19 protein-coding genes and 1 tRNA gene are annotated in these 21,792 nt (G+C 60.6%); 13 read left to right on the forward strand and 7 right to left on the reverse strand.

The annotated features are described in order from the left end of the window. Positions 1-58 precede the first annotated feature (58 nt). Positions 59-946, reverse strand: a complete 888-nt coding sequence (locus FZ934_RS14635; protein WP_153271660.1) for a peptidylprolyl isomerase — start codon at positions 944-946, stop codon at positions 59-61. Between the two features lie 246 nt (positions 947-1,192). Here FZ934_RS14635 and secA point away from each other — a divergent pair, with 246 nt between their 5' ends. The 5 genes from secA (at position 1,193) to FZ934_RS14660 (ending at position 8,631) form a co-directional block, all read left to right on the forward strand. Further along, entirely contained in the window at positions 1,193-3,904 is a 2,712-nt protein-coding gene (gene secA / locus FZ934_RS14640) for a preprotein translocase subunit SecA (RefSeq protein WP_153271661.1), read from the forward strand. A 193-nt stretch (positions 3,905-4,097) separates the two neighbouring features. Continuing rightward, positions 4,098-4,727: a C39 family peptidase gene (locus tag FZ934_RS14645; protein WP_153271662.1), complete on the forward strand. Its 630-nt coding sequence runs from the start codon at positions 4,098-4,100 to the stop codon at positions 4,725-4,727. Between the two features lie 22 nt (positions 4,728-4,749). Beyond that, positions 4,750-5,826: a D-alanine--D-alanine ligase family protein gene (locus FZ934_RS14650; RefSeq protein ID WP_153271663.1), complete on the forward strand. Its 1,077-nt coding sequence runs from the start codon at positions 4,750-4,752 to the stop codon at positions 5,824-5,826. Between the two features lie 110 nt (positions 5,827-5,936). Then, positions 5,937-7,349, forward strand: coding sequence for an oligosaccharide flippase family protein (locus FZ934_RS14655; RefSeq protein ID WP_153272467.1), 1,413 nt, complete (start codon positions 5,937-5,939; stop codon positions 7,347-7,349). A 4-nt stretch (positions 7,350-7,353) separates the two neighbouring features. After that, positions 7,354-8,631 carry a GNAT family N-acetyltransferase gene (locus tag FZ934_RS14660; RefSeq protein WP_153271664.1) on the forward strand — a complete coding sequence of 426 codons (1,278 nt, stop codon included), beginning with the start codon at positions 7,354-7,356 and terminating at the stop codon, positions 8,629-8,631. On the opposite strand, the gene FZ934_RS14665 is transcribed toward FZ934_RS14660, so the two are convergent. After that, positions 8,606-10,261, reverse strand: a complete 1,656-nt coding sequence (locus tag FZ934_RS14665) for an AMP-binding protein (RefSeq protein WP_153271665.1) — start codon at positions 10,259-10,261, stop codon at positions 8,606-8,608. The two genes, FZ934_RS14660 and FZ934_RS14665, sit on opposite strands and share 26 nt — an antisense overlap. 182 nt (positions 10,262-10,443) lie before the next feature. Here FZ934_RS14665 and FZ934_RS14670 point away from each other — a divergent pair, with 182 nt between their 5' ends. Both FZ934_RS14670 and FZ934_RS14675 read left to right on the forward strand, forming a co-directional pair. Further along, positions 10,444-11,424, forward strand: coding sequence for an aldo/keto reductase (locus FZ934_RS14670; RefSeq protein ID WP_153271666.1), 981 nt, complete (start codon positions 10,444-10,446; stop codon positions 11,422-11,424). Positions 11,425-11,509: 85 nt separating this feature from the next. Next, positions 11,510-12,304 (forward strand): class I SAM-dependent methyltransferase, encoded by a 795-nt coding sequence (locus FZ934_RS14675; RefSeq protein ID WP_153271667.1) that lies wholly within the window; start codon positions 11,510-11,512, stop codon positions 12,302-12,304. 97 nt (positions 12,305-12,401) lie between these two features. Here the strand turns inward: FZ934_RS14675 and FZ934_RS14680 are convergent, their stop codons facing one another. Then, a complete protein-coding gene (locus FZ934_RS14680) occupies positions 12,402-12,986 on the reverse strand; it encodes a TetR/AcrR family transcriptional regulator (protein WP_153271668.1) in 585 nt (194 codons plus the stop codon). Between the two features lie 125 nt (positions 12,987-13,111). On the opposite strand from FZ934_RS14680, the gene FZ934_RS14685 reads away from it, so the two are divergent. Further along, the gene (locus FZ934_RS14685) at positions 13,112-14,410 is read left to right on the forward strand and encodes an MFS transporter (RefSeq protein ID WP_153271669.1); all 1,299 of its coding nucleotides are present in this window, start codon (positions 13,112-13,114) and stop codon (positions 14,408-14,410) included. A gap of 121 nt (positions 14,411-14,531) precedes the next feature. Next, positions 14,532-14,616 (forward strand) — tRNA-Leu (locus FZ934_RS14690). A 188-nt stretch (positions 14,617-14,804) separates the two neighbouring features. Here the strand turns inward: FZ934_RS14690 and FZ934_RS14695 are convergent. After that, complete coding sequence (locus FZ934_RS14695) at positions 14,805-15,353, reverse strand: hypothetical protein (RefSeq protein WP_153271670.1); 549 nt, start codon at positions 15,351-15,353, stop codon at positions 14,805-14,807. Positions 15,354-15,608: 255 nt separating this feature from the next. On the opposite strand from FZ934_RS14695, the gene FZ934_RS14700 reads away from it, so the two are divergent. The 3 genes from FZ934_RS14700 (at position 15,609) to FZ934_RS14710 (ending at position 18,598) form a co-directional block, all read left to right on the forward strand. Beyond that, on the forward strand, positions 15,609-17,357 hold the full coding sequence (locus tag FZ934_RS14700; RefSeq protein ID WP_153271671.1) for a cation:proton antiporter: 1,749 nt from the start codon (positions 15,609-15,611) through the stop codon (positions 17,355-17,357). Between the two features lie 113 nt (positions 17,358-17,470). Then, positions 17,471-18,067, forward strand: coding sequence for a YqaA family protein (locus tag FZ934_RS14705; RefSeq protein ID WP_153271672.1), 597 nt, complete (start codon positions 17,471-17,473; stop codon positions 18,065-18,067). A gap of 18 nt (positions 18,068-18,085) precedes the next feature. After that, positions 18,086-18,598, forward strand: a complete 513-nt coding sequence (locus FZ934_RS14710; RefSeq protein ID WP_153271673.1) for a disulfide bond formation protein B — start codon at positions 18,086-18,088, stop codon at positions 18,596-18,598. A gap of 16 nt (positions 18,599-18,614) precedes the next feature. On the opposite strand, the gene FZ934_RS14715 is transcribed toward FZ934_RS14710, so the two are convergent. Beyond that, positions 18,615-19,172, reverse strand: a complete 558-nt coding sequence (locus FZ934_RS14715; RefSeq protein ID WP_056810210.1) for an HNH endonuclease — start codon at positions 19,170-19,172, stop codon at positions 18,615-18,617. Between the two features lie 112 nt (positions 19,173-19,284). Further along, on the reverse strand, positions 19,285-19,971 hold the full coding sequence (locus tag FZ934_RS14720) for a DNA-3-methyladenine glycosylase family protein (protein ID WP_153271674.1): 687 nt from the start codon (positions 19,969-19,971) through the stop codon (positions 19,285-19,287). Between FZ934_RS14720 and gluQRS the strand changes: the two genes are divergently transcribed. Next, entirely contained in the window at positions 19,970-20,851 is an 882-nt protein-coding gene (gene gluQRS, locus FZ934_RS14725; RefSeq protein ID WP_153271675.1) for a tRNA glutamyl-Q(34) synthetase GluQRS, read from the forward strand. The two genes, FZ934_RS14720 and gluQRS, sit on opposite strands and share 2 nt — an antisense overlap. Here gluQRS and FZ934_RS14730 read toward each other — a convergent pair. Next, entirely contained in the window at positions 20,816-21,727 is a 912-nt protein-coding gene (locus tag FZ934_RS14730; protein WP_153271676.1) for a YihY/virulence factor BrkB family protein, read from the reverse strand. The two genes, gluQRS and FZ934_RS14730, sit on opposite strands and share 36 nt — an antisense overlap. Between the last annotated feature and the right edge of the window lie 65 nt (positions 21,728-21,792).

Raw genomic sequence — 21,792 nt, forward strand, 5'->3', positions numbered from 1 at the left:
GAAATACGACAATAGACGATAGTGAAGGGCCCGGCAGAACCGGGCCCCGAGTTCGAGATTACTGCTGCGGCTGCGCGGCCGGCGCATCGCCCGGCTGCGGCTGCTTGTTGGCATCCTCGTAGCCCTTGCGCAGCGCTTCGTCCGTGATGTCGATCTTGGACTTTTCCTTCGCTGCGGCGAGAAGCGCGAGGTACTTGTCGCGCATGACGAGCTGGCGAACCTGATCCTTGACCTGGTCATATGCCGGCGGAGCCGCGTCGCGCTTATCCTCGACCAGAATGACGTGGTAGCCGAAATCGGTCTTTACCGGGGTCTTCGAATAGCTGCCCTTCTCAAGCGCGAAGGCAGCGTCTTCGAATTCCTTGACCATGCGGCCCTTGGTGAAATAGCCGAGATCGCCACCGTCAGCCTTGTTCGGATCCGTCGACTTTTCCTTCGCGAGATCGGCGAAGTTCTTGCCGGCGTCGAGCTGCTTGATGATGTCCTTGGCTTCATCCTCGGTCTTCACCAGGATGTGGCGGGCGTGCACTTCTTCCTGCTTCGGGAGCGCTGCGACTTCCTTGTCGTAGCGTGCTTTCACCTCGGCGTCGGTCACCGTGTCAACGACATGCTTCTTGAAGTAGGCGTTGTGCAGCTCGCGATCGGCGAGGTACTGCATGCGCTTCTTGAACTCAGGAGTTTCATCGAGCTTCTCGGCGGCTGCATCCTTGGCAAGCAGCTTCACGTCGATGGCGGCCGAAAGGGCTGCGACCTTCTTCTGGTCTTCCGGGAGCTGAGCAAGCTGCGGATCGAGGTTGGCAACTGCCAGATCCAGATCGGACTGGTGGATCTCGACATCGCCGACCTTGGCAACGACGGCATCCGGCTTGTCTTCAGCGCGGACAGGCGCCTGGAACGCAACAAACGTCGCGAACGCCAGCACGGCAATCTTGTTGTAGTTCAACATCAAATAACCCTTCACAGTTAAACCACCGGCTTCAACTTCGTGAATCCAGCCTGAAACAGCCATCAACACCGGATTGTGGCCTTTCTATATCGCCCAAATCCGTTGACATCATTCGACCCCCCTCTTATCTGTCACGCAACCTCGCGTCCAGAACAGTTTCCTGGCGTTTCGAGACGTGTGCCTGAAATTCGGCTGGGCAACGGACCAAGAAAAGCCGGGGAAGAATATTCAGAAAGGACCACTCGTATGGTCAGCTTTGGCGGTATAGCCCGCAAAATATTTGGCTCTGCCAATGATCGCCGCGTGCGGTCCTTCCAGCCGAACGTCGCAGACATCAATGCCATCGAAGAGAAAACGAAGGCCTTGAGCGACGAACAGCTGGCAGCTCAGACGGTTGAATTCCGCAAGCTCCTGGCGGAAGGCAAGACACTGGATGACATCCTCGTGCCAGCCTTCGCGGTCGTTCGCGAGGCATCGCGCCGTGTTTTGGGCATGCGACCTTTTGACGTACAGCTGATCGGCGGCATGATCCTGCACTCGAATGCGATCGCGGAAATGAAGACCGGCGAAGGCAAGACCCTCGTCGCCACTCTGCCCGTCTATCTGAACGCGCTGTCGGGCAAGGGCGTCCACGTCGTCACCGTCAACGACTACCTGGCTCGCCGCGACGCGGCCACGATGGGCAAGCTCTACAGCTTCCTCGGCCTGACCACCGGCGTCATCGTTCACGGGCTGTCGGACGAAGAGCGCGCTGCCGCTTACGCCTGCGACATCACCTACGCCACCAACAACGAACTCGGCTTCGATTATCTTCGCGATAACATGAAGTACGAGAAGAGCCAGATGGTCCAGCGCGGCCACAACTTTGCGATCGTCGACGAAGTCGACTCGATCCTGGTCGACGAAGCACGCACGCCGCTGATTATCTCCGGTCCGCTGGACGACCGCTCCGATCTTTACAACACGATCGATGCGTTCATTCCGCTGTTGTCGGAAGGCGATTATGAGATCGACGAAAAGCAGCGTTCGGCCAACTTCTCGGAAGAAGGCACGGAGAAGCTCGAAAACCTGCTGCGCCAAGCCGGCCTGCTCAAGGGGCAGTCGCTCTACGACATCGAGAACGTCGCGATCGTCCATCACGTCAACAACGCGCTGAAGGCCCACAAGCTGTTCCAGCGTGACAAGGACTACATCGTCCGCAACGACGAGATCGTCATCATCGACGAATTCACCGGCCGCATGATGCCGGGCCGCCGCTACTCGGAAGGCCAGCACCAGGCGCTGGAAGCCAAGGAAAAGGTGCAGATCCAGCCTGAGAACCAGACGCTGGCGCAGATCACCTTCCAGAACTACTTCCGTATGTACGACAAGCTTGGCGGCATGACCGGTACGGCGCAGACGGAAGCGGAAGAATTCGGCAACATCTACGGTCTCGACGTCATCGAAGTACCGACCAACCTGCCGATCAAGCGTATCGACGAGGACGACGAGGTCTACCGGACCTTCGAGGAGAAGTACAAGGCGATCATCGCCGAGATCGCGGATGCGCAGAAGCGCGGCCAGCCGGTTCTCGTTGGTACGACCTCGATCGAAAAGTCCGAACTGCTCGCCGACCTGATGCGCAAGCAGGGCTTCAACAACTTCCAAGTCCTGAACGCCCGCTATCACGAGCAGGAAGCCTACATCGTTGCCCAGGCCGGCGTGCCCGGCGCTGTAACCATCGCCACCAACATGGCGGGTCGCGGTACCGACATCCAGCTCGGCGGTAACCTCGAAATGCGCATCGAGCGCGAGCTTGGCGAAGTGGAGGAAGGTCCCGAGCGCGACGCCAAAATCGAAGCGATCCGCGAAGAGATCAAGCAGCTCAAGGAAAAGGCGCTGGCCGCCGGCGGCCTGTACGTCATCGCGACGGAACGCCATGAAAGCCGCCGCATCGACAACCAGCTGCGCGGCCGTTCCGGCCGTCAGGGCGACCCGGGCCGCTCGAAGTTCTACCTGTCGCTTCAGGACGACCTGATGCGCATCTTCGGCTCCGATCGCATGGATTCGATGCTGACCAAGCTCGGTCTCAAGGAAGGCGAGGCGATCGTCCATCCCTGGATCAACAAGGCTCTGGAACGCGCGCAGAAAAAGGTCGAAGCCCGCAACTTCGACATCCGCAAGAACCTCTTGAAGTACGACGACGTTCTGAACGATCAGCGCAAGGTGATCTTCGAACAGCGCCTCGAGCTGATGGAATCGGCCAATATCGCCGAGACCGTTTCCGACATGCGCCGCGAGGTCATCGAGGATCTGGTCGAGAAGCATATCCCTGAGCGCGCCTACGCCGAGCAGTGGGATGCAGTCGGCCTCAAGGAACGGACCAACGCCCTCCTCAACCTCGATCTTCCGGTCGAGGATTGGGTCAAGGAGGAAGGCATCGGCGAAGACAACATTCGCGAACGCCTGACCGAGGCCTCGAATGCGGCCTTCACGGAAAAGGCCGAGCGCTTCGGCGACGACATCATGCGCTACGTCGAGCGCTCGGTCGTCATGCAGACGCTCGACCATCTGTGGCGCGAACATATCGTCAACCTCGACCACCTGCGCTCTGTCATCGGCTTCCGCGGCTATGCCCAGCGCGACCCGTTGCAGGAGTACAAGTCCGAGGCATTCGAACTCTTCACCTCGCTGCTGAACAACCTGCGCGAAGCAGTGACGGCGCAGCTGATGCGCGTAGAGCTCGTGCAACAGGCTCCGCCCGAGCCGGAACCCCCGATGATGCAGGCGCATCACATCGATCCGGACACCGGAGAAGACGATTTTGCGCTGTATCAGGCCAGCGAAGTGGTCGTTGCGCCGGAAAACCGCAACCCGACCGATCCCGCGACCTGGGGCCGCGTCGGCCGTAACGAGGCTTGCCCGTGCGGCTCCGGCAAGAAGTACAAGCACTGCCATGGTGCGTTCGAGCAGGTCTGAGGCCTGATCCGGCATTAAGATCGAAGCCCTCGCGACCGGAATGTCGCGAGGGCTTTTTCATGCCCGCGTCCCGCCAAGGATCAAAATCTGCCCACAACTTCCAGGTCCATAGTCCACTCGAAATTCAGCCGCAAAACAGTCGCTTTGTTCATCGAGCTTGCGCCGATATCAGGATTGATTTCAGGGACACTCGATGAACCACACCGCTTGCAAGGCCCCCTATTTCAGCCAGTGGGAAACCGCATCGATGACGCTCTCCGTACTGGAGCGCGGCGCTTCTGCCTTGCTGGATGACCCGCTCTGGCAGCGATCCGGCGCCGACACCGTCGAGGAATATGCGCGGTGGGCAGTCAATATCTGCGGCATGGCCTGCCTAAAGATGATCCTCGCCTCCCGGGGCGAAGACCACCGCACGATCGACCTCGCGCGTGGGTGTACTGCCTTCGGCGGCTATGTCGTCAACGAGGAGGACCAGTCTATCAAGGGGCTGATCTACGCGCCCTTCGTCACCTATGTCGGTGAAACCTTCGGTCTCGATGCGAAAACGATCACTGGCCTTCAGACACCTGATATCGAGGATGTTCTGAAGGACAATCCCTTCTTCATCGCCTCGGTCAACAGCCAGATCCGCTGGCCGGACCGCCAGCCGCCGGCAAAGGGCGGCCATCTCGTGCTGGTGACGGCGGCAACCGCCGACACGATCCGCTTCCACAATCCGTCCGGCCACGACGAAGCCAGCCAGGCAGATGTCGAGCTACCGATCGAAATCTTCGACCGCTTTTTCGCCAATCGCGGCGTCGCCGTCAGGTTCGACCAACGATAACGATCCAAGGGGACCAACCTCCATGCCGACACAGCCCACCCGCCCGCGCATCGCCATCCTCTTCGGCGGCCGCTCGCCCGAACACGATGTCTCCATCCTCTCAGCGACCAACGTCGTCGCAGCACTTGACGCCGAGCGCTACGACGTTTTGCCGATCTTCGTGACCAGGGAAGGACAATGGCTGCTCCTGCCCAAGGGCACCACGCCTTCATCCGCCGCCAAGGTCGAGGAAGCCGTCGAGGTCAGCCTTGTGCCCGGCGGCCATGGCCGCCTACTCGCCATCCCGCAAGGCGCCCAGCCCTATGAAGTCCCCGCGATCGACGTTCTCTTTCCCGTGCTGCACGGGATGCATGGCGAGGATGGCTCGATCCAGGGCATGGCAGCCGTTGCCCGGGTGCCGCTCGCCGGCTGCGGCCTGCTCGGATCGGTGACCGCCATCGACAAGGACATCGCCAAGCGCCTGCTGAGAGAAGCCGAACTGCCCGTGGCAAAGGCGCTCTGCATTGAGGAGGACAGCGTGCCTTCCTTCGAAACAGCGGCGCGCGAACTCGGTCTGCCGCTCTTCATCAAGCCCGCGCGCCAGGGCTCGTCGGTCGGTGTCAGCAAGGTCAAGACGCAAGAGGAGTTCGCCGCCGCCCTCGCTGAGGGCTTCAGGCACGACAGCAAACTTCTCGCCGAGGAATTCATCGCCGGCCGCGAGATTGAGTTCAGCGTGCTCGAACACGCAAACGGCGAGATCACCATCTCGCTGCCGGGCGAGATCGCACCGGCGGAGAGCCACGGTTTTTATAGCTACCAGGCGAAATATATCGATGAGGCCGGTGCAGCGCTCCGCGTGCCGGCGCAGTTGCCAAAGGAGATCGAGGACGCCTTGCGCAAGACCGCACTTCAGGCCTTCAGGGCCCTCGGCTGCGACGGCATGGCCCGCGTCGATTTCTTCCTGATGCAGGACATGTCCTTCGTGGTCAACGAGCTCAATACCATCCCCGGCTTCACCAATATCAGCATGTACGCCAAGGCGATGGCGGCATCGGGCATCAGCTATGCCGAGGTCCTCGATGTCCTGATAGACCGGGCGTTGACGCGCGGTGGCGGCTGACGCCTTGAACTGGGGACAGGTTAAGCCAAGGGGTCCCGTCACAACCGTTTCTTAACCGTGTCATGCCACTACTCTAGGCACGATTTGCCTGAGAGTTTTGCGTGTTCGTGATGGCAGTCATAGAGACGGCAGAAAAGCTTATGCCTGCGGGGCTTCGCCCTGCAGGTAGCCGTATTCTGCGCGCGTTGCTCGCCGTGCTGACCGAGCGCGGTGAAAAGGCGGCCGCCCAGCGCATGGCGCTGACCGCATTCTCCATCCGTATCGCCAGTGCTGCCCTCGCCTTCCTGTCTCAGATCGTCCTTGCCCGGATGATGGGCGAATACGAATACGGCATCTTTGTCTTCGTCTGGGTGCTGATCGTTCTCTTCGGGGACCTGTCCTGCCTAGGTTTTCACACGGCGATTGTCCGTTTTCTGCCGCAATACAGGGCCGCCGGCGCTTACGCCGAGATTCGCGGGCTCACCGGCACGGCGCGCGTCTTCGGCCTGATCTCAGGCACTATCGTCCTCGCGATCGGCATGATCGCGCTGCACGTCTTCAGCGACAAGGTCCAGAGCTACTACATCATCCCGATCGTGCTTGGCCTTTTGGCGATGCCGATGATCGCGCTCGGCGATATCCTGGAAGGAACGTCGCGCGCCAATCACTGGCCGGTCATGGCCTTGAGTCCGGTCTATATCATCCGGCCTGTCCTCATCATCCTGTTCATGCTGGCGGCAATCGGCTTCGGTGCGCCGCGTACCGCCGTTACGGCAATGCAGGCAGCGCTTGCGGCCACCTACGTCACGGCGCTTGGCCAATATGCCGCAACGCTCGTGCGCCTGCGCCGTCATTACAAAGAGGGCCCGAGCAAGGTCGATTTCCTAGGATGGCTGGGCGTTGCCTTTCCGATCTTCCTGATCGAAGGCGTGAGCTTCCTCCTTACCAACTCGGACGTCGTCGTCGTCGGCATCTTCCTCGAGCCGCACGATGTCGCGATCTATTTCGCCGCCGCCAAGACGATGGCGCTCGTCCACTTCATCAACTTTTCGGTCAAGGCCGCCTCCGGACCGCGTTTCTCGAGCCTCATCGCCGAAGGCAACCGTCCGCAGCTCGCCGCAGCCGCGATCGATGCCGCCAGATGGACGTTCTGGCCCGCGCTTGCGGTCGGCCTTGCGGTCCTGGCTGCCGGGCACCTCCTGCTTTCGCTGTTCGGCGGCGCCTTCACGGCCGGCTATGCGCTGATGGCAATCCTGCTCGCCGGTATCCTCGCCAAGGCGCTGGTGGGACCTGCCGAAACCCTGCTCATGATGGCCGGCAAGCAGAAGATCTGCGTCATGCTCTACGCCGGTGCCCTGAAGGCAAACGTCGTGCTGAACATTGCCCTCATCCCGCAATTCGGCATCGAAGGCGCGGCAATCGCCACCGCGTCGGCAATGGGCGTCGAAGCCGTGCTGCTGCACCTTGCGGTTCGCCGCTCGCTTGGCATCGCCCTCTTCGCCTTCGCCAAACCGCCCGTCGCCCACAACGAGATGGAAGCCTGACAGAATGGTCCGCACTCCTTCCGCCACTCCGACGACCGATGCGACCAAGAACCGAATGGTCCATGAACTGGCCTCGCTGGCGTTCGACGCGCCGCAGGCCGAGGCCCGCATCGACGTCGGCCGGCCCGGTCGGGAACTCTGCCTCTATTCCGGCAAGCTCGGCTACGAGATGCAGGAGGAACTCGACTTCCTCTCAAACCGCGCGATGGAGCCGAACGTGTTCTTCACCGGCCGCTTCCTGGCGCCAGCCATGCCGCGCCTCGACGATCGACAGGTGAATTTTGCATTGCTTCGGGACCGAAACGAAAGCCGCAGTCGACTGCGCGTTTTGATGCCGTTCTCGGTTGAGAAACCCGGCTTTGCGGTAGGGCCGTCCATCATCCGCATCTGGGCGAACAATTTCGCTCCCTTGGGAACGCCGCTCGTCGATGGCGAAGACGCTGCCGAAACGCTCGACAACCTGCTGGAAGGGCTGGCCGACCGCAACTTGCGCCTGCCCTCGATCCTCGTATTGCCGGATGTCCGGCTGAACGGCATCTTCGCGCGGCTGGCAAAAGCGGTGGCGATCGGCCGGAACCTGCCGATCACCGTGACCAATCCCTACCTGCGTCCGATGCTGCAAAGCGACGAGGACGCGACCGTCTACCTGCGCCGCTCGGTATCATCGTCGCACCTGCGCGAAATGCGGCGGCAATGGCGCCTGCTGGAAGAGCAGGGCAACGTCGGCTACAGCGTCGCCCGCCAACCGCGCGAGATCCACACCCGTTTCGAGGAATTCCTGGCGCTCGAAGCCGGCGGCTGGAAGGGGAAGAAGCGCAGCGCGCTGGTGACCGACCGCTATCATACCGCCTTCGCCCGCGAGGCGATCTCAAACCTGGCGGAGGTCGATGCCGTTCGCGTCCACACGATCGACCTCAATGGAAAAGCGATTGCCTCCACCGTCGTGCTGATGATGGGTGGCGAGGCCTACACCTGGAAAACGGCTTACAACGAGAGCTACGCCCGTTATTCGCCGGGTAAGCTTCTGATGGCGGAGTTGACCGAATGGCATCTCGACGACGCCAACATCCAGCGTTCGGATTCCTGCGCTATTCCCGATCATCCGATCATGAGCCGACTCTGGCAGGAGCGGGAAGAGATGGGAACCGTGGTGATCGGGCTGACACAGAACAGTGACCGTGAAGTCCGCCAGGTCTCGGCTCAGCTTCACATGTACAGCAGTACGCGAAGCGTCGCGAAAATGCTGCGTCAAAAAATCATGTCCCTTGCGGGGCGTGGATAGGCGCGGCGCTGGCCGATCGCTCGCGCAGCAGGCGCCGGATCACCTTGCCCGTCGTCGTCAGCGGCAGTTCCGGCACGAACTCCACCTCGCGCGGATACTCGTGCATCGAGAGGCGCATCTTGACCCACTCACTAATATCGAGCGCCAATCGCTCGCTAGGCTCAAAGCCGGGCGCCAGCACCACATAGGCCTTGACGATCTCGGTCCGAACCGAATCCGGCTTACCAACGGCTGCGGCGAGCTGCACGGCCGGATGTCCGATCAGACAGTCCTCGATTTCAGCGGGTCCGATCCGGTATCCGGACGAGGTAATGACATCATCGTCCCGGCCGAAGAAAGTCACGTAGCCTTCCGCATCCTGGCGTCCGATATCGCCTGTCAGCAACCATTCACCGGCAAACTTGCGCTGCGTGGCCTCTGCGTCGTTCCAATATCCGAGAAACATCACAGGATCCGGCCGCCGGATGGCGATCTGCCCGGGCTCCCCAACAGGCAGTTCCTCGCCTTTCTCGCTGACGATCGCGACGCGATGTCCAGGCACCGCCCGGCCGATCGCGCCCGGTCGGCTGATCCCGATCGAGGCATTCGATGACAGGACGAAATTGCACTCCGTCTGGCCGTAGAACTCGTTCACGGTAATTCCAACTGTGCGCTTTACCCAATCATGGGTCTCGGCGCCGAGCGATTCGCCTGCCGCGCCGATCGTGCGCAAGACGAGATCGTATTTCTTCCGTGGATCGGGAACCGATCGCAGCAGCCGGAGCGCGGTCGGCGGAATAAAGCCGTTGCGCACCTTCATCTCGGCCATGATGCGGTAAGCCATATCCGCGTCGAATTTCTGCGCCGGTGACGAGACGACGGGAACACCGAGCAGCAGGCTCGGCAGCAGCGCATTCAGCAGTCCGCCGGCCCAGGCCCAGTCCGAGGGCGTCCAGACCTTGTCGCCCGGCTGCGGAAAACCTTCGTGGGCAAACTGCATTCCGGGTATGTGGCCAGCGAGCACCTGATGGCCGTGCAAGGCGCCCTTTGGCGGGCCCGTCGTCCCTGAGGTGAAGATCATCAATGCGGGATCATGAGGCGCGGTCTTGGCAACCTCGAAGACTTGCGGATACTCCCCAACAAGCGCGGAAAAGGATCGCGCGCCGTGTGCTTCGCCATCGACAGAGATCACTTCGCTGAGATCGGGCAGGCGCTCGCGGATCTCGCGGATTCGATCAAGGCCGAAAGCGTTGGTGATGACGACGGATGCGCCCGCCGTCTTCAACCGGTACTCCAGCGCCTCGACACCGAAGAGCAAGGCCAGCGGCAACGCGATCGCGCCGATCTTGTAGATCGCAACATGTGCAATGACCGTCTCGAACGATTGCGGCAGCAGCAACGCGACGCGATCGCCCTTCTTCACCCCCAGCGAGACCAGCGCATTGGCAAAGGAAGACGAGCGCTCGGCCAGTTCGCGATATGTCATCGAAAGGTGATTGCCATCGGGGCTGAAGTGCTCAAGGCAGACGCGCTCTGGCGCCCGCTCGGCCCAGTCGTCGCTCACCGCACGGCCGATGTTGAAATCGTCAGGGATGTCCCACGCAAAATCACGGTAAAGGTCTTCGTAGCGATCGCGCTGCGGCAGTCTCATCGGCAGAAATCCAGTCAAATGCTGCAGCAGCTAACACCCGGAACTCCGCATACGCAAGCGCGAGACAGAGACTGGCGCCTGTAGCGGTCACAAAACTTTTGTGTGGCTGACAGACACTTTCGTGTTTGCCGCGCTAGATCAAGGGGCGCGCTGGGTAGCGACTCGATGTTTGGAGCAATTTCATGGATTACGTCAAATTTGGCGGCACTGGCCTGGAAGTGTCGAAAATCTGCCTGGGCTGCATGACCTTCGGCGATCCAGGCCGCGGCAATCATAGCTGGACACTTGGCGAGGAGGAGAGCCGTGCTCTGATCAAGCAGGCGCTTGATCACGGCATCAACTTCCTCGATACCGCCAACACCTATTCCGACGGATCTTCGGAAGAGATCGTCGGACGCGCCATAAAGGACTTCTCAAAGCGCGAGGACATCGTGCTCGCGACGAAGGTATTCAACCGCATGCGACCGGGGCCGAACGGCGCCGGCCTCTCGCGCAAGGCGATCTTCGACGAGATCGACAACAGCCTGCGCCGTTTGGGCACCGACTATGTCGATCTCTACCAGATCCATCGCTTTGACCCGACGACCTCCATCGAGGAAACGCTGGAAGCGCTGCACGATGTCGTCAAGGCCGGCAAGGCGCGCTATATCGGCGCCTCCTCGATGTATGCCTGGCAGTTCGCCAAGATGCTCTACACATCGCGCGCAAACGGCTGGACGCCTTTTGTCAGCATGCAGGACCATCTCAACCTGCTCTACCGTGAAGAAGAACGCGAAATGCTGCCCTTCTGCGCGGACCAGAAGATCGCCGTGATCCCATGGAGCCCGCTCGCTCGTGGTCGCCTGACGCGCGATTGGGATGAAAAGACGGCGCGCAGCGAAACCGATGAATTCGGCAAAACGCTTTACAAGCAGGCCGAAGATGCCGATCGCGCCATTATCGGCCTTGTCGGCAAGCTGGCTGAAAAATACGGGGTTTCCCGTGCCCAGATCGCGACAGCCTGGATTGTCCAGAAGAGCGAAGTGACGGCCCCGATCATCGGCGCATCGAAGCCGGGCCACCTGACTGACGCGGTTACGGCCTTGGCCGTCAAGCTGACAAAGGAAGACGTCGCGGCCCTTGAAGAACCCTACGTGCCGCACCGGGTCGAAGGCTTCAAGTGAGGTAACGCGCAGAAGGATAGCCGGTCCCGGACGTCGCATCCGGATCGGCATTTCGACGCGACTGCCTTTTCTCAAGGATTCCACGATGACAACCATTCCCTTCGAGGCACGCCGCTTTCAATCCACGGCGGCCTATTACACGCGTTACCGCGTTCCCTACCCCGACGACCTGATCGCGCACGTTTCCGAACGTACCGGTCTTGCGCCGGGCGACCGCGTGCTCGACCTTGGCTGCGGCCCAGGCCAACTCGGCATCGCCTTTGCGCGATTGGCCGGCGCCGATGTCACCGGCCTCGATCCCGAGCCGGAGATGCTGGAGGCTGCAGCCTCCGACGCTGCCGCGGCCGGTGTAACCGTAACCTTCGTCAAAGGCTCTTCATATGATCTCGGTCAGCGTTTCGCACCGCTGAAGCTGACGGTCATGGGGCGCTCGTTTCACTGGATGGATCGCCCGGCAACGCTAAAGGCGCTCGATGATATCACCGTACCGGGCGGTTGCGTCGTCCTGTTCGGCGACCGGCATATTTCTTCAACGCCAGACTGGCGGCAGGCCGTCAACACGCTCGCCGAAAGCTATGCGCCGGAACGCAATGCCGATCGTGAACGGCGCAAAGGGCCGGATTGGGTGGAGCATGAAGGCATCTTGCTTCAGTCACGCTTCAACGACCTCGAACGGATTTCCGTCATCAGGGAACGCAAGCTCAGCCCCGACGATATCGTCGGCCGCGCCTTTTCAACATCGGCAACTTCGCCGCAGGCGCTTGGCGACAAGTCTGCAGCCTTCGAGGCCGCCCTGCGTGAGACGCTCGCAAAGCTTTCGCCCGAGGGCATCTTCGCGGAGATCGTGGAGATCGGTGGCCTGATCGCCCGTCGAAGCTAGAGCGCCGTGCGTCCTCAAGGACGCACAAAGGACGCTCTATCTTGTTGAATCTACGCATCAGGCTTTCCGAAAATCGATTCCGATTTTCGGGCCGATGCTAGGCATCAGCTTTGTTAGCGAGGGAAAGCGCGTCGCGCGTCGTATAGAGAAAACTGTCCGAAAGCTCACGGCTCTCGACTGCCCGCGCAAGGATGACCGCCCCCATCATGGCTGAAAGCGTCGTGAATCCCTTTTCACGACGCTCCTTCGGCGTTTCACCGGGAACAATGCCGGAGAGGATATCGACGAGCATCGAAAGCCCGTCATTGAACGTCTCGCGCACCGCACCGCGGCTGCGGCTGACTTCTTGGGCGAGCGAGGCAAAGACGCAGCTCCCGCCCGGATCATCGACACTGCAACGCGACAGATAGTGATTGAGCAGCGCATCCAACGGTCGCCCCGGCGCCGAGGCGATGATCTCGTTCCAGCGGATCTTCACCTTTTCGATCAGCGCCCGGCTGACCTCAAGCGCCAGGTCTTCCTTTGATTCGAAATGCCCATAGAACCCGCCATGCGTCATGCCGGCAGCCTTCATTATCTCCGCAACGCCGATACCGTCGAAGCCCTTCTCGCGAAACAGCACCCCCGCAACCTGCAGGATCTTCTCGCGATTTTCGGCAAATTTCTCTCGGCTAACCCGCATTCGCTTCTCCGCAATTCGTTGCTTGACAATTTATATGATGTCCATCATCAATACGCAACAATTATGATGATCGTCATCTAAAAGCTTTCGATAGTCTCCGGCAAACCTCAATACGGAACGGCCACATGGTATCCACTGCACTTGCCTCAACGCTGGCGCGACGCAACATCCACTACGGATGGGTCGTCGTCGCGGCAACCTTCATCACCATGCTGGTGACCGCCGGCGCCATGGGCGCGCCGGGTGTCCTCATCAAGCCGCTTCAGGATGAGTTCGGCTGGGAAACCTCGCAGATATCCTCGGCACTTGCCGTCCGTCTGATCCTCTTCGGCCTCATGGGGCCGTTCTCCGCCGCCTTCATGAACTATTTCGGCGTCCGCAAGGTCATCGTCTTTGCCATGATCCTGATCGCCAGCGGTTTCGTTGGCTCCTTGTTCATGACCGAGCTTTGGCAGCTGCTATTGCTCTGGGGCGTCGTCGTCGGCTTCGGCACCGGACTGACCGCGATGGTTCTCGCAGCGACCGTTTCTGCCCGCTGGTTCACCAAGCATCGTGGGCTGGTCGTCGGCATGCTCTCGGCCAGTTCCGCCACCGGCCAGCTGGTCTTCCTGCCGTTCATGGCGCAGCTGACGGAAAGCTACGGATGGCGCGCGACGGTCTTTTTCGTCTGCGGCATGATCATGGTTGCAGCCCTTCTGGTACTGGCCTTCATGCGTGACCGCCCCTCCGACCTTAATCTCCCGGCCTTCGGTGACGAGCAGGTGACGCCGCACATCCCGCCGCAGGGAGGCCTGCTGACGATGCTCGCAACCCCGATCATCGTTCTCAAGGAAATCTCCCGCACCTCGACCTTCTGGATCCTGTTTGCCACCTTCTTCATCTGCGGGCTGAGCACCAACGGCCTGATTCAGACGCATTTCGTCACCCTTTGCGGCGACTTCGGCATCGTCCCTGTCGCGGCTGCGAGCGTTCTAGCCGTCATGGGCATCTTCGATTTCTTCGGCACGATCGGCTCCGGCTGGCTGTCCGACCGTTTCGACAATCGCTGGCTGCTGTTCTGGTACTACGGCCTGCGCGGGCTCTCGCTGCTCTTCCTGCCCTTCAGCGATTTCAGCTTCTACGGCCTGTCGATCTTCGCCGTCTTCTATGGCCTCGACTGGATCGCCACCGTGCCGCCGACAGTCAAGATCGCCGCCGATCGCTTCGGCCGCGAAAAGGCCGGCCTCGTATTCGGCTGGGTCTTCGCCGGCCACCAACTCGGAGCGGCAACCGCTGCCTATGGCGCCGGCTGGTCGCGGACGGAGCTGCAGAGCTATCTTCCGGCCTTCTTCATCGCCGGCGCCTTCTGCCTGCTGGCCTCGATCCTGGCGATCACGCTCAAGAAATCGGGCATCCATCAGCCGGCCGCAGCCGCCGCCCACTAATACCTGGCGCTTCCGGCCAGCAAGGGCCGGAAAGCCGCAATAAATCAAGCCGAGAACTTCGCCCGCCGTCTTGCGCGCGCGGGCGAACGCATGCTAGACACCCGCCTCGTCGGTATCCGTTGCCCCATTGGCGGAATTGGTAGACGCGCTCGACTCAAAATCGAGTTTCGAAAGAAGTGCTGGTTCGACTCCGGCATGGGGCACCACCTCCTTACTGCGACAGTTGATTTTGCTATATAAAATCGCTGTTTTTGTCCCACATTTTTCAACCCGAAAATGCGTGGGACAAATCTGACCGATTTTTGTTCCGGTCGAAGCGACTGCGTTATCTCACAGCTTGTCGTTTCCATAAAGCTGGTGCGGCGCCACCTGTGGTGAGTTTAGTATCTGACACTCACTTTATTGCGATTTTTGGGGCGTTCGCTACCTTAATGGCAAAATCCCAAAGGCGATTTCGGGTAGCGACAGCCCGCTCCAGCCGATCATTAAGATCAGCGAAAGTGTATCGATATGGCTGCCCATCACGCAAAAGTATGAGATCGTCAGGGTACTCGTCACAGATATTCCACGACGCATGAATGACATCGTTTCGCTCGGGATTTCGTTTTCTGATTTCAGCAGCAATGTCCGAAAATTCCGCAACGTACTCGCGACCCAGCCGACACGGGATGATCGCTTTGATCACGTCAAGGCGTGTAGCAAGGCCGAGGTGCTCAATAGAACCGAAGACGACGCCAGCTATTGGGTCGATGGTTAAACCACCATTCTGGTGGTCGCTGTGGGCTGCCGCGCCAAACAGAAACTTGATTGTTTCGTCGATTTCCCCCCAATTTGCAGCCATGGCTCCAATCAAGGCAGCTAACTTCGGCCGATCAAGAAGCACTTTCGGATAACCTCTAAAGGCGAGCTTCCGTTGGGCGGCGTCTTTTATCTGGTGCGGCATTTGAAGCTCCATCGAAGCGCTATAGCGTTCGATCGAACTCTAGTCTCTTGAAACGGTCAGCGACAAGCAGCCCTGAGCTCTGCCATAGATGGTTGTAGAAGATAACGAAAATGCCGCGCACTTTCCAATCTCCGGCCCGTCCATATCTCGGCGGAGATGAGTCACCTGTACTCCACCACCTACCGCAAATCATCTGTTTAATTTTACTCTTACTTCAGTCAAAGTGACGCCCGCAAAACGAGGGAATGCGAGCACGTGCATCAGGAAGTAACGCTTATCGCCACCGTAGCCGTCAGCTTTGTCTGTGCGGCCATCTTCGGCTACATCGCCGACCGCCTGCGGCTGCCGCCGCTTGTCGGATATCTTGTGGCGGGGATTGCGTTGGGGCCTGTAACGCCGGGCTTCATTGCCGATAGCAGCCTTGCCAGCCAGCTCGCGGAAATGGGCGTTATCCTGCTGATGTTCGGTGTCGGCCTGCACTTTTCGACCGCCGACCTACTCGCGGTGCGCGGCATTGCCATCCCCGGTGCCATCGCCCAGATCGTGATCGCGACGCTGTTCGGCATCGGGCTAGCGGAATGGTGGGGATGGGGGCTCGGCGCCGGCATCGTCTTCGGCCTCAGCCTCTCGGTGGCGAGCACGGTCGTGCTTCTGAAGGCGCTCGAGGAACACAATCTTCTTGATCAGGCGAGCGGACGCGTCGCCGTCGGGTGGCTGATCGTTGAAGATCTCGTCATGGTTCTGGCGCTGGTTCTTCTGCCAGCGCTTGCAGAGTTTCTTGGCGGGCATGCGGCCGAAAGTGCCGCTCACGGTGCGGGGCTGCCCCTCTGGCTCAGCATCGTCCTGACGCTGCTCAAGGTCGGCGCCTTCGCCATGATGGCGATCTTCCTCGGCCCCAAGGTCGTTCCCTGGCTGCTGACACTTGTTGCACGCACGGGATCGCGCGAACTCTTCACGCTGACGGTCCTGGCGATCGCGCTCGGCATCGCGTTCGGATCGGCGCAGATATTCGGTGTGTCCTTCGCGCTCGGCGCCTTCTTCGCGGGCGTCATCATGAGCGAATCCCATCTCAGCCATCGCGCCGCGGCCGACTCGTTGCCGCTTCAGAACGCCTTTTCGGTGCTGTTTTTCGTGTCAGTCGGCATGCTGTTCGATCCGTCGATCCTTGTACGCGAACCGCTGGCCGTCGCCGCCGCCATAGCCCTCATCGTCGTCGGCAAGTCGATCATCTCCTTTGCCGTCGTTGTCCTGCTGCGTTACCCGATCGGCATGGGCCTGACTGTGGCGGGCGGCCTGGCGCAGATCGGCGAATTCTCGTTCATCCTTGCCGCGCTCGGCGTCTCGCTCGGCCTGCTTCCGGCAGATGGCCAAGCCATCATCCTGGCGGCGGCCATCATCTCGATCATCCTCAATCCGCTCATCTGCGTCGGCGCCGAAGCACTGCACGGACATGTCCACCACAGGTGGGCAGCGCTATGCGCCCGTTTCGGCCATCGCAAGTATGAAGTCCTCAGCCGAGAGCTGGAGCGCACCCGCGCGATCAACGAAGCACGCGAGCGCGAGCACCAGCTGGAAATGCAGGAACTCATCGAAACCTTCCCGCTTTTCGCCAAGGTGGATGAGGATTCGCAGGAAGAATTGCTGCTGCTCTTCAGGCCGAAATCGGCGCTGCCAGGCCAGCGCGTGATCCGTAAAGGCGATCGCGGCGACGGCATGTATTTCCTGTCCTTCGGCACCGTCGAGGTCCAGCTTGCAGAAGAGGACATCAAACTCGAGCCGGGATCGTTCTTCGGCGAGATGGCGCTGCTAAGCGGCGGACGCCGCACAGCCGACGTCGTTGCCACCGATTTCTGTCAGTTCCTCGTGCTGGAACGGCGCGATTTCAACATGTTCACGGCAAAGCATCCAGCGCTGCGCCAGGCCGTCACGGAAATGGCCCGTGCGCGGACCGCGAGAAATGTCATGCGCCAGAATGATCGCGAGCCGTCCAGGGTCGACTCCTAAGCGCTGTCAATCACGAAGAATTTTGCTCGGCGCTGCCGCATGAACGACACAGCAAGCATTTACACGCGGCCATGCCACCCATAAAGCTCATGCACCAAACGGAAAGGACCGGAATGCTTCGCAGACTTTACGACTGGACCATGTCTCTCGCTGCCCGCAAATCGGCGGAAGTCTGGCTCGCCGTTATCGCCTTCGTCGAAAGCTCCGTCTTTCTGGTGCCGGCCGATGTCCTGTTTCTCCCCATGGCGCTCGCAAAGCCGGAGCGTTCCTACCGCTACGCCCTCGTTGCGACAATCGCTTCGGTCCTTGGCGGCATCGCCGGCTGGACGCTCGGCTACTATGCCTATGATGCCGTTGCCCGCCCGGTGCTCGAATTCTACGGCAAGCTGGATGCCTTCGAGCATCTCCGCCTCTACATTCACGACGAGTGGGAGATCCTGCTTCTTCTTCTCGTGACATCGGGCTTCGCCCATCTTCCGCCGATCAAGATCGTGACGATTCTTGCCGGCGTCATTCATATGAATCTCTGGTTCTTCGTGGTTTCCGCGATCATCGCCCGTGGCGCGCGCTTCCTGGTGCTTGCCTGGCTACTGCGCCGCTATGGCGAGCCGATCCGCCACTTCATCGAAAAGCGCCTGGGCCAGATCGCGGCCGTTATCGCGGCGATCCTGATCGCCCTTGGCCTGGCCTACAAACTGCTTGCCCCCTAAAACGCTTCGGAGCCCTGCATGACCGCCTCCTTCTCGCTTACCCGACCGGCTTTCCTCTACTCGGTCCTGCTGGCGCTCGGCATGGCTGTCGTCGTCGGCTCAGCGCTCGGCTTCCAGTATATAGGCGGCTATATTCCCTGCGCGCTTTGCTTGATGCAACGCCAGCCCTATTACTACGGCATTCCGATCGTCCTTATTGGCGCGCTCTCCTCGGCGTTCGGCCTGCCGAACTGGATCGGCCGCACCTTCCTTCTCGCCGGCGGCCTTCTGATGATCGTTGGCGCCGGCATGGGCGTCTATCACTCCGGCGTGGAATGGCACTTCTGGCCGGGGCCGACGACCTGCTCCACCAGCGCCGGCAGCATGACGCAGAATGCCGGCGACCTGCTGACCGAACTCAACACCATCAAGGGACCATCCTGCACGGACGCGGCGCTGCGCGTGCTCGGCCTTTCCTTCGCTGGATGGAACGTAATCGCAAGCCTTGTCCTTGCGGCCGTCGCCTTTGTCGGCGTGCGCAAATCGGCCTGAGCGATAGAGCGGGCTGCTAAGGCTGCAGTTCGCTATCCCAGTAGAGATAGTCGAGCCAGCTGTCGTGCAGATAGTTGGGCGGGAAAAGCCGGCCGTTATTGTGCAGATCCTGAACCGTCGGCGGATAAGGCTTCTGGTTCGGGAACATCCCGGCCTGCTTCGGCAGCTTGCTGCCTTTTCTGAGATTGCAGGGAGAGCATGCCGCCACCACGTTTTCCCACGTCGTTTCGCCGCCATGGGCGCGCGGAATGACATGGTCGAAGGTCAGATCATCGTGTTCGCCGCAATACTGGCACTCGAACTTGTCTCTGAGGAAGACGTTGAAGCGCGTGAAGGCGGGATTACGGGACGGCTGAACGTAGGTCTTGAGGCACACGACACTCGGAAGCCGCATCGAAAAGCTCGGAGAAGAAACCGAGTGTTCGTACTCCGCGATGATATTCACGCGGTCAAGAAATACCGCCTTGATCGCGTCCTGCCAGGACCAGAGCGACAAGGGATAATAACTTAAAGGCCTATAGTCAGCGTTCAGAACGAGCGCGGGCAGGGCCTGTGGGGAGACTGCAATCGTCAAGGGACTCTCCTGATCGATTCGGCATCTGCATCCTTATATTAGGCCGGTTGTGACGGCATTGTGAAGTCCAATATATTCAGCCCGTAAGGCGGATTGAAGAAAGTGACCGCAGTCACTCGACGGGCAGCACGCCGCGCCCGAGCTTTACGGCATAATAGGCCCAAAAAAGCCGGGAAGCCACTGACCGCCAGGGAGACCAAACCTCGGCCAACACCGCCAATTCTTTCGCCGTCGGACGCTGAGCGAGACCGAATGCCGCAGCTACCGCATTCTGAAGGGCCACGTCACCGGCCGGAAAGATGTCGGCATGCCCCTCGCAGAACATCAGATAGACCTCCGCGGTCCATGGCCCAACGCCCTTGAGCGCGGTCAGTGCCGCGCGCGCTTCGGCCGCTGGCAACTCCGAAAGCCCCTCGAGATCGAGCTCGCCTGTCGCCGCAGCCCCGGCAATCCGTGACAAGGTATCCGCCTTGGCACGCGATAGGCCGAACTCTCGCCAAGCGTCGGGATGAAGCAGAAGATAGGCCTCGGGCGTCAGCGGTTCGTTTGCCTGCAGCATGCGCCGCCAGATCGCATTGGCGCTTGCCCGCGAAACCATTTGCGACACGATGATATGGGCAAGCCCCTCGAAACCACGCTCCCGCAAGCGAAGCGGAATGGGACCGGCGTGTTCAGCAACCGGAACAAGCCGCGGGTCGAGCAACAGCAACTGCTCCAATCCCTGCCGCACATCCGCGTCGTTACGGATGATCTGCATGCTTCCTCGCGATCTCCTCGAATCCGTGGCAGAAGAAAGCATGTCCGCGATTCCTCGTCAAAGCTCCGTCTTTCGTTTTGCGCCGAGCCCGAACGGGCCGCTTCATCTTGGCCACGCGCTCTCCGCCCTTCTGAACCAGCACATGGCGACATCCTTGTCCGGGCGCCTGCTTTTGCGGATAGAGGACATAGATCTCACCCGTTGCACACCCGAATTCGAAGCCGGCATCTACGCGGACCTCGAATGGCTCGGCATAGGCTGGGAGCGGCCGGTGCGGCGTCAATCCGAACATCTCGCTGAATATCAGGCCTCGCTCGACACTCTGATCGCAAGAGGCCTCGTCTATCCCTCGTTCATGACCCGTGGAGAAATCCGCGCGTACGTCGCCGCGACAGAAGCAGAAGGGCAACCGTGGCCGCGCGATCCCGACGGCTCTCCGCTTTACCCGGACGACGACCTCAGGCGAACGGCATCCGAGCGGCGCGAATTGCTAGCCTCAGGCCTCAAGCACGCTTGGCGTCTCGACATGCGAAGAGCGATGGAGGAACTGGACGCACCGCTCTTCTGGGATGAAACCGGTGACGGCGACCGAGGTAGGGTAGCGGCCGACCCGCGAGCCTGGGGCGATGTCATCCTGTCGCGCTCCGATGCGCCCTCGAGCTATCATCTGTCGGTGGTGCTGGATGATGCGCTGCAAGGCGTTACCCATGTCGTTCGCGGCCTCGACCTCTTCCACTCGACCGCCGTGCATCGGCTCCTGCAGGTCCTGCTCGACCTGCCCACACCGATCTACCACCATCACAGGCTGGTCACCGACAGCGACGGCCGCAAGCTCTCCAAGAGCCGTGGCGATACCGGGCTATCGGCACTGTGCGAGCGCGGCTTCTCAGCGGCCGATATCCGCAAACTTGTCGGGCTTTGACGTCTTGCCCTGACCGCTCAGGAAATTGTGCTTGAAGATCGCGCGAACGCGGAATTTCAGGAGTGCCGCGTTGATTTCCGCACCGATGATGAAGATCACGCCGATCATGTAGAGAAAGATGAGCACGATCATCACCGAGGCCAGACCGGCATAGGTGGCGGTATAGTTGGCGAAGGTCGCCAGATAGTAGGCGAAGATCAGCGCACCAATCAGCCAGAACAGCAAGGTCACCAGCACCCCCGGCAGGACGTCGAAGACGCGTCGTCGACCGGCGGGCAGCCACAGATGCACGACGAAGAGGCCGACGGTCAGCATGAACAGGGTTCCATAGACACGCCAGCTGAAGACGACATCGAGCGTATCGGCAAACAGCGGAAACCACCGGCGCGCATAGTCGAGCGCGAGGGGAACCGCCACGAGCAGGATACTGACCGCCGCAAAGATGACGACCGCGATCAGCACATAGCCGAGGCTGGCGAGGCGTGTGATGTACCAGGGACGGGTTTCCTGCACGCGATAGGCGCGGTTAAGCGAAATCCTGAGCGCTTCGACGCCGTTCGAGGCGAAGTAGGCTGCGGCAAGCACCGACACCGTCAGCAGCCCGCCGCGCGGGACCGTCAGAACCTGGATCACCTGGTCGACGAGCGGCTTGGCGATCGCCTCGGGCCATGTGTCGAAGATCAGATGGATCGCTCGGTCGGAGAACTGGTCGGCACCGAGAAAGTTCGCAAGCGTCGTCCCGAAGATCAGAAACGGAAACACGGCGAGAAGGCTGGACAGAGCCACATGACTCGCCATCGCAAACCCGTCATCCTCAAGAAAATGATAGATCGCATCGTAGACTACATCGTAGAAGATGCGAAATATTCTCAGCATTCCGTCTCTCGGCTTTCTTCATTGTCTCGCCAGTCCGAATATGGGAAACGAGTCCGAATTTGTAC

The sequence above is a fragment of the Rhizobium grahamii genome (assembly GCF_009498215.1).
Classification (GTDB): Bacteria; Pseudomonadota; Alphaproteobacteria; order Rhizobiales; family Rhizobiaceae; genus Rhizobium; species Rhizobium grahamii_A.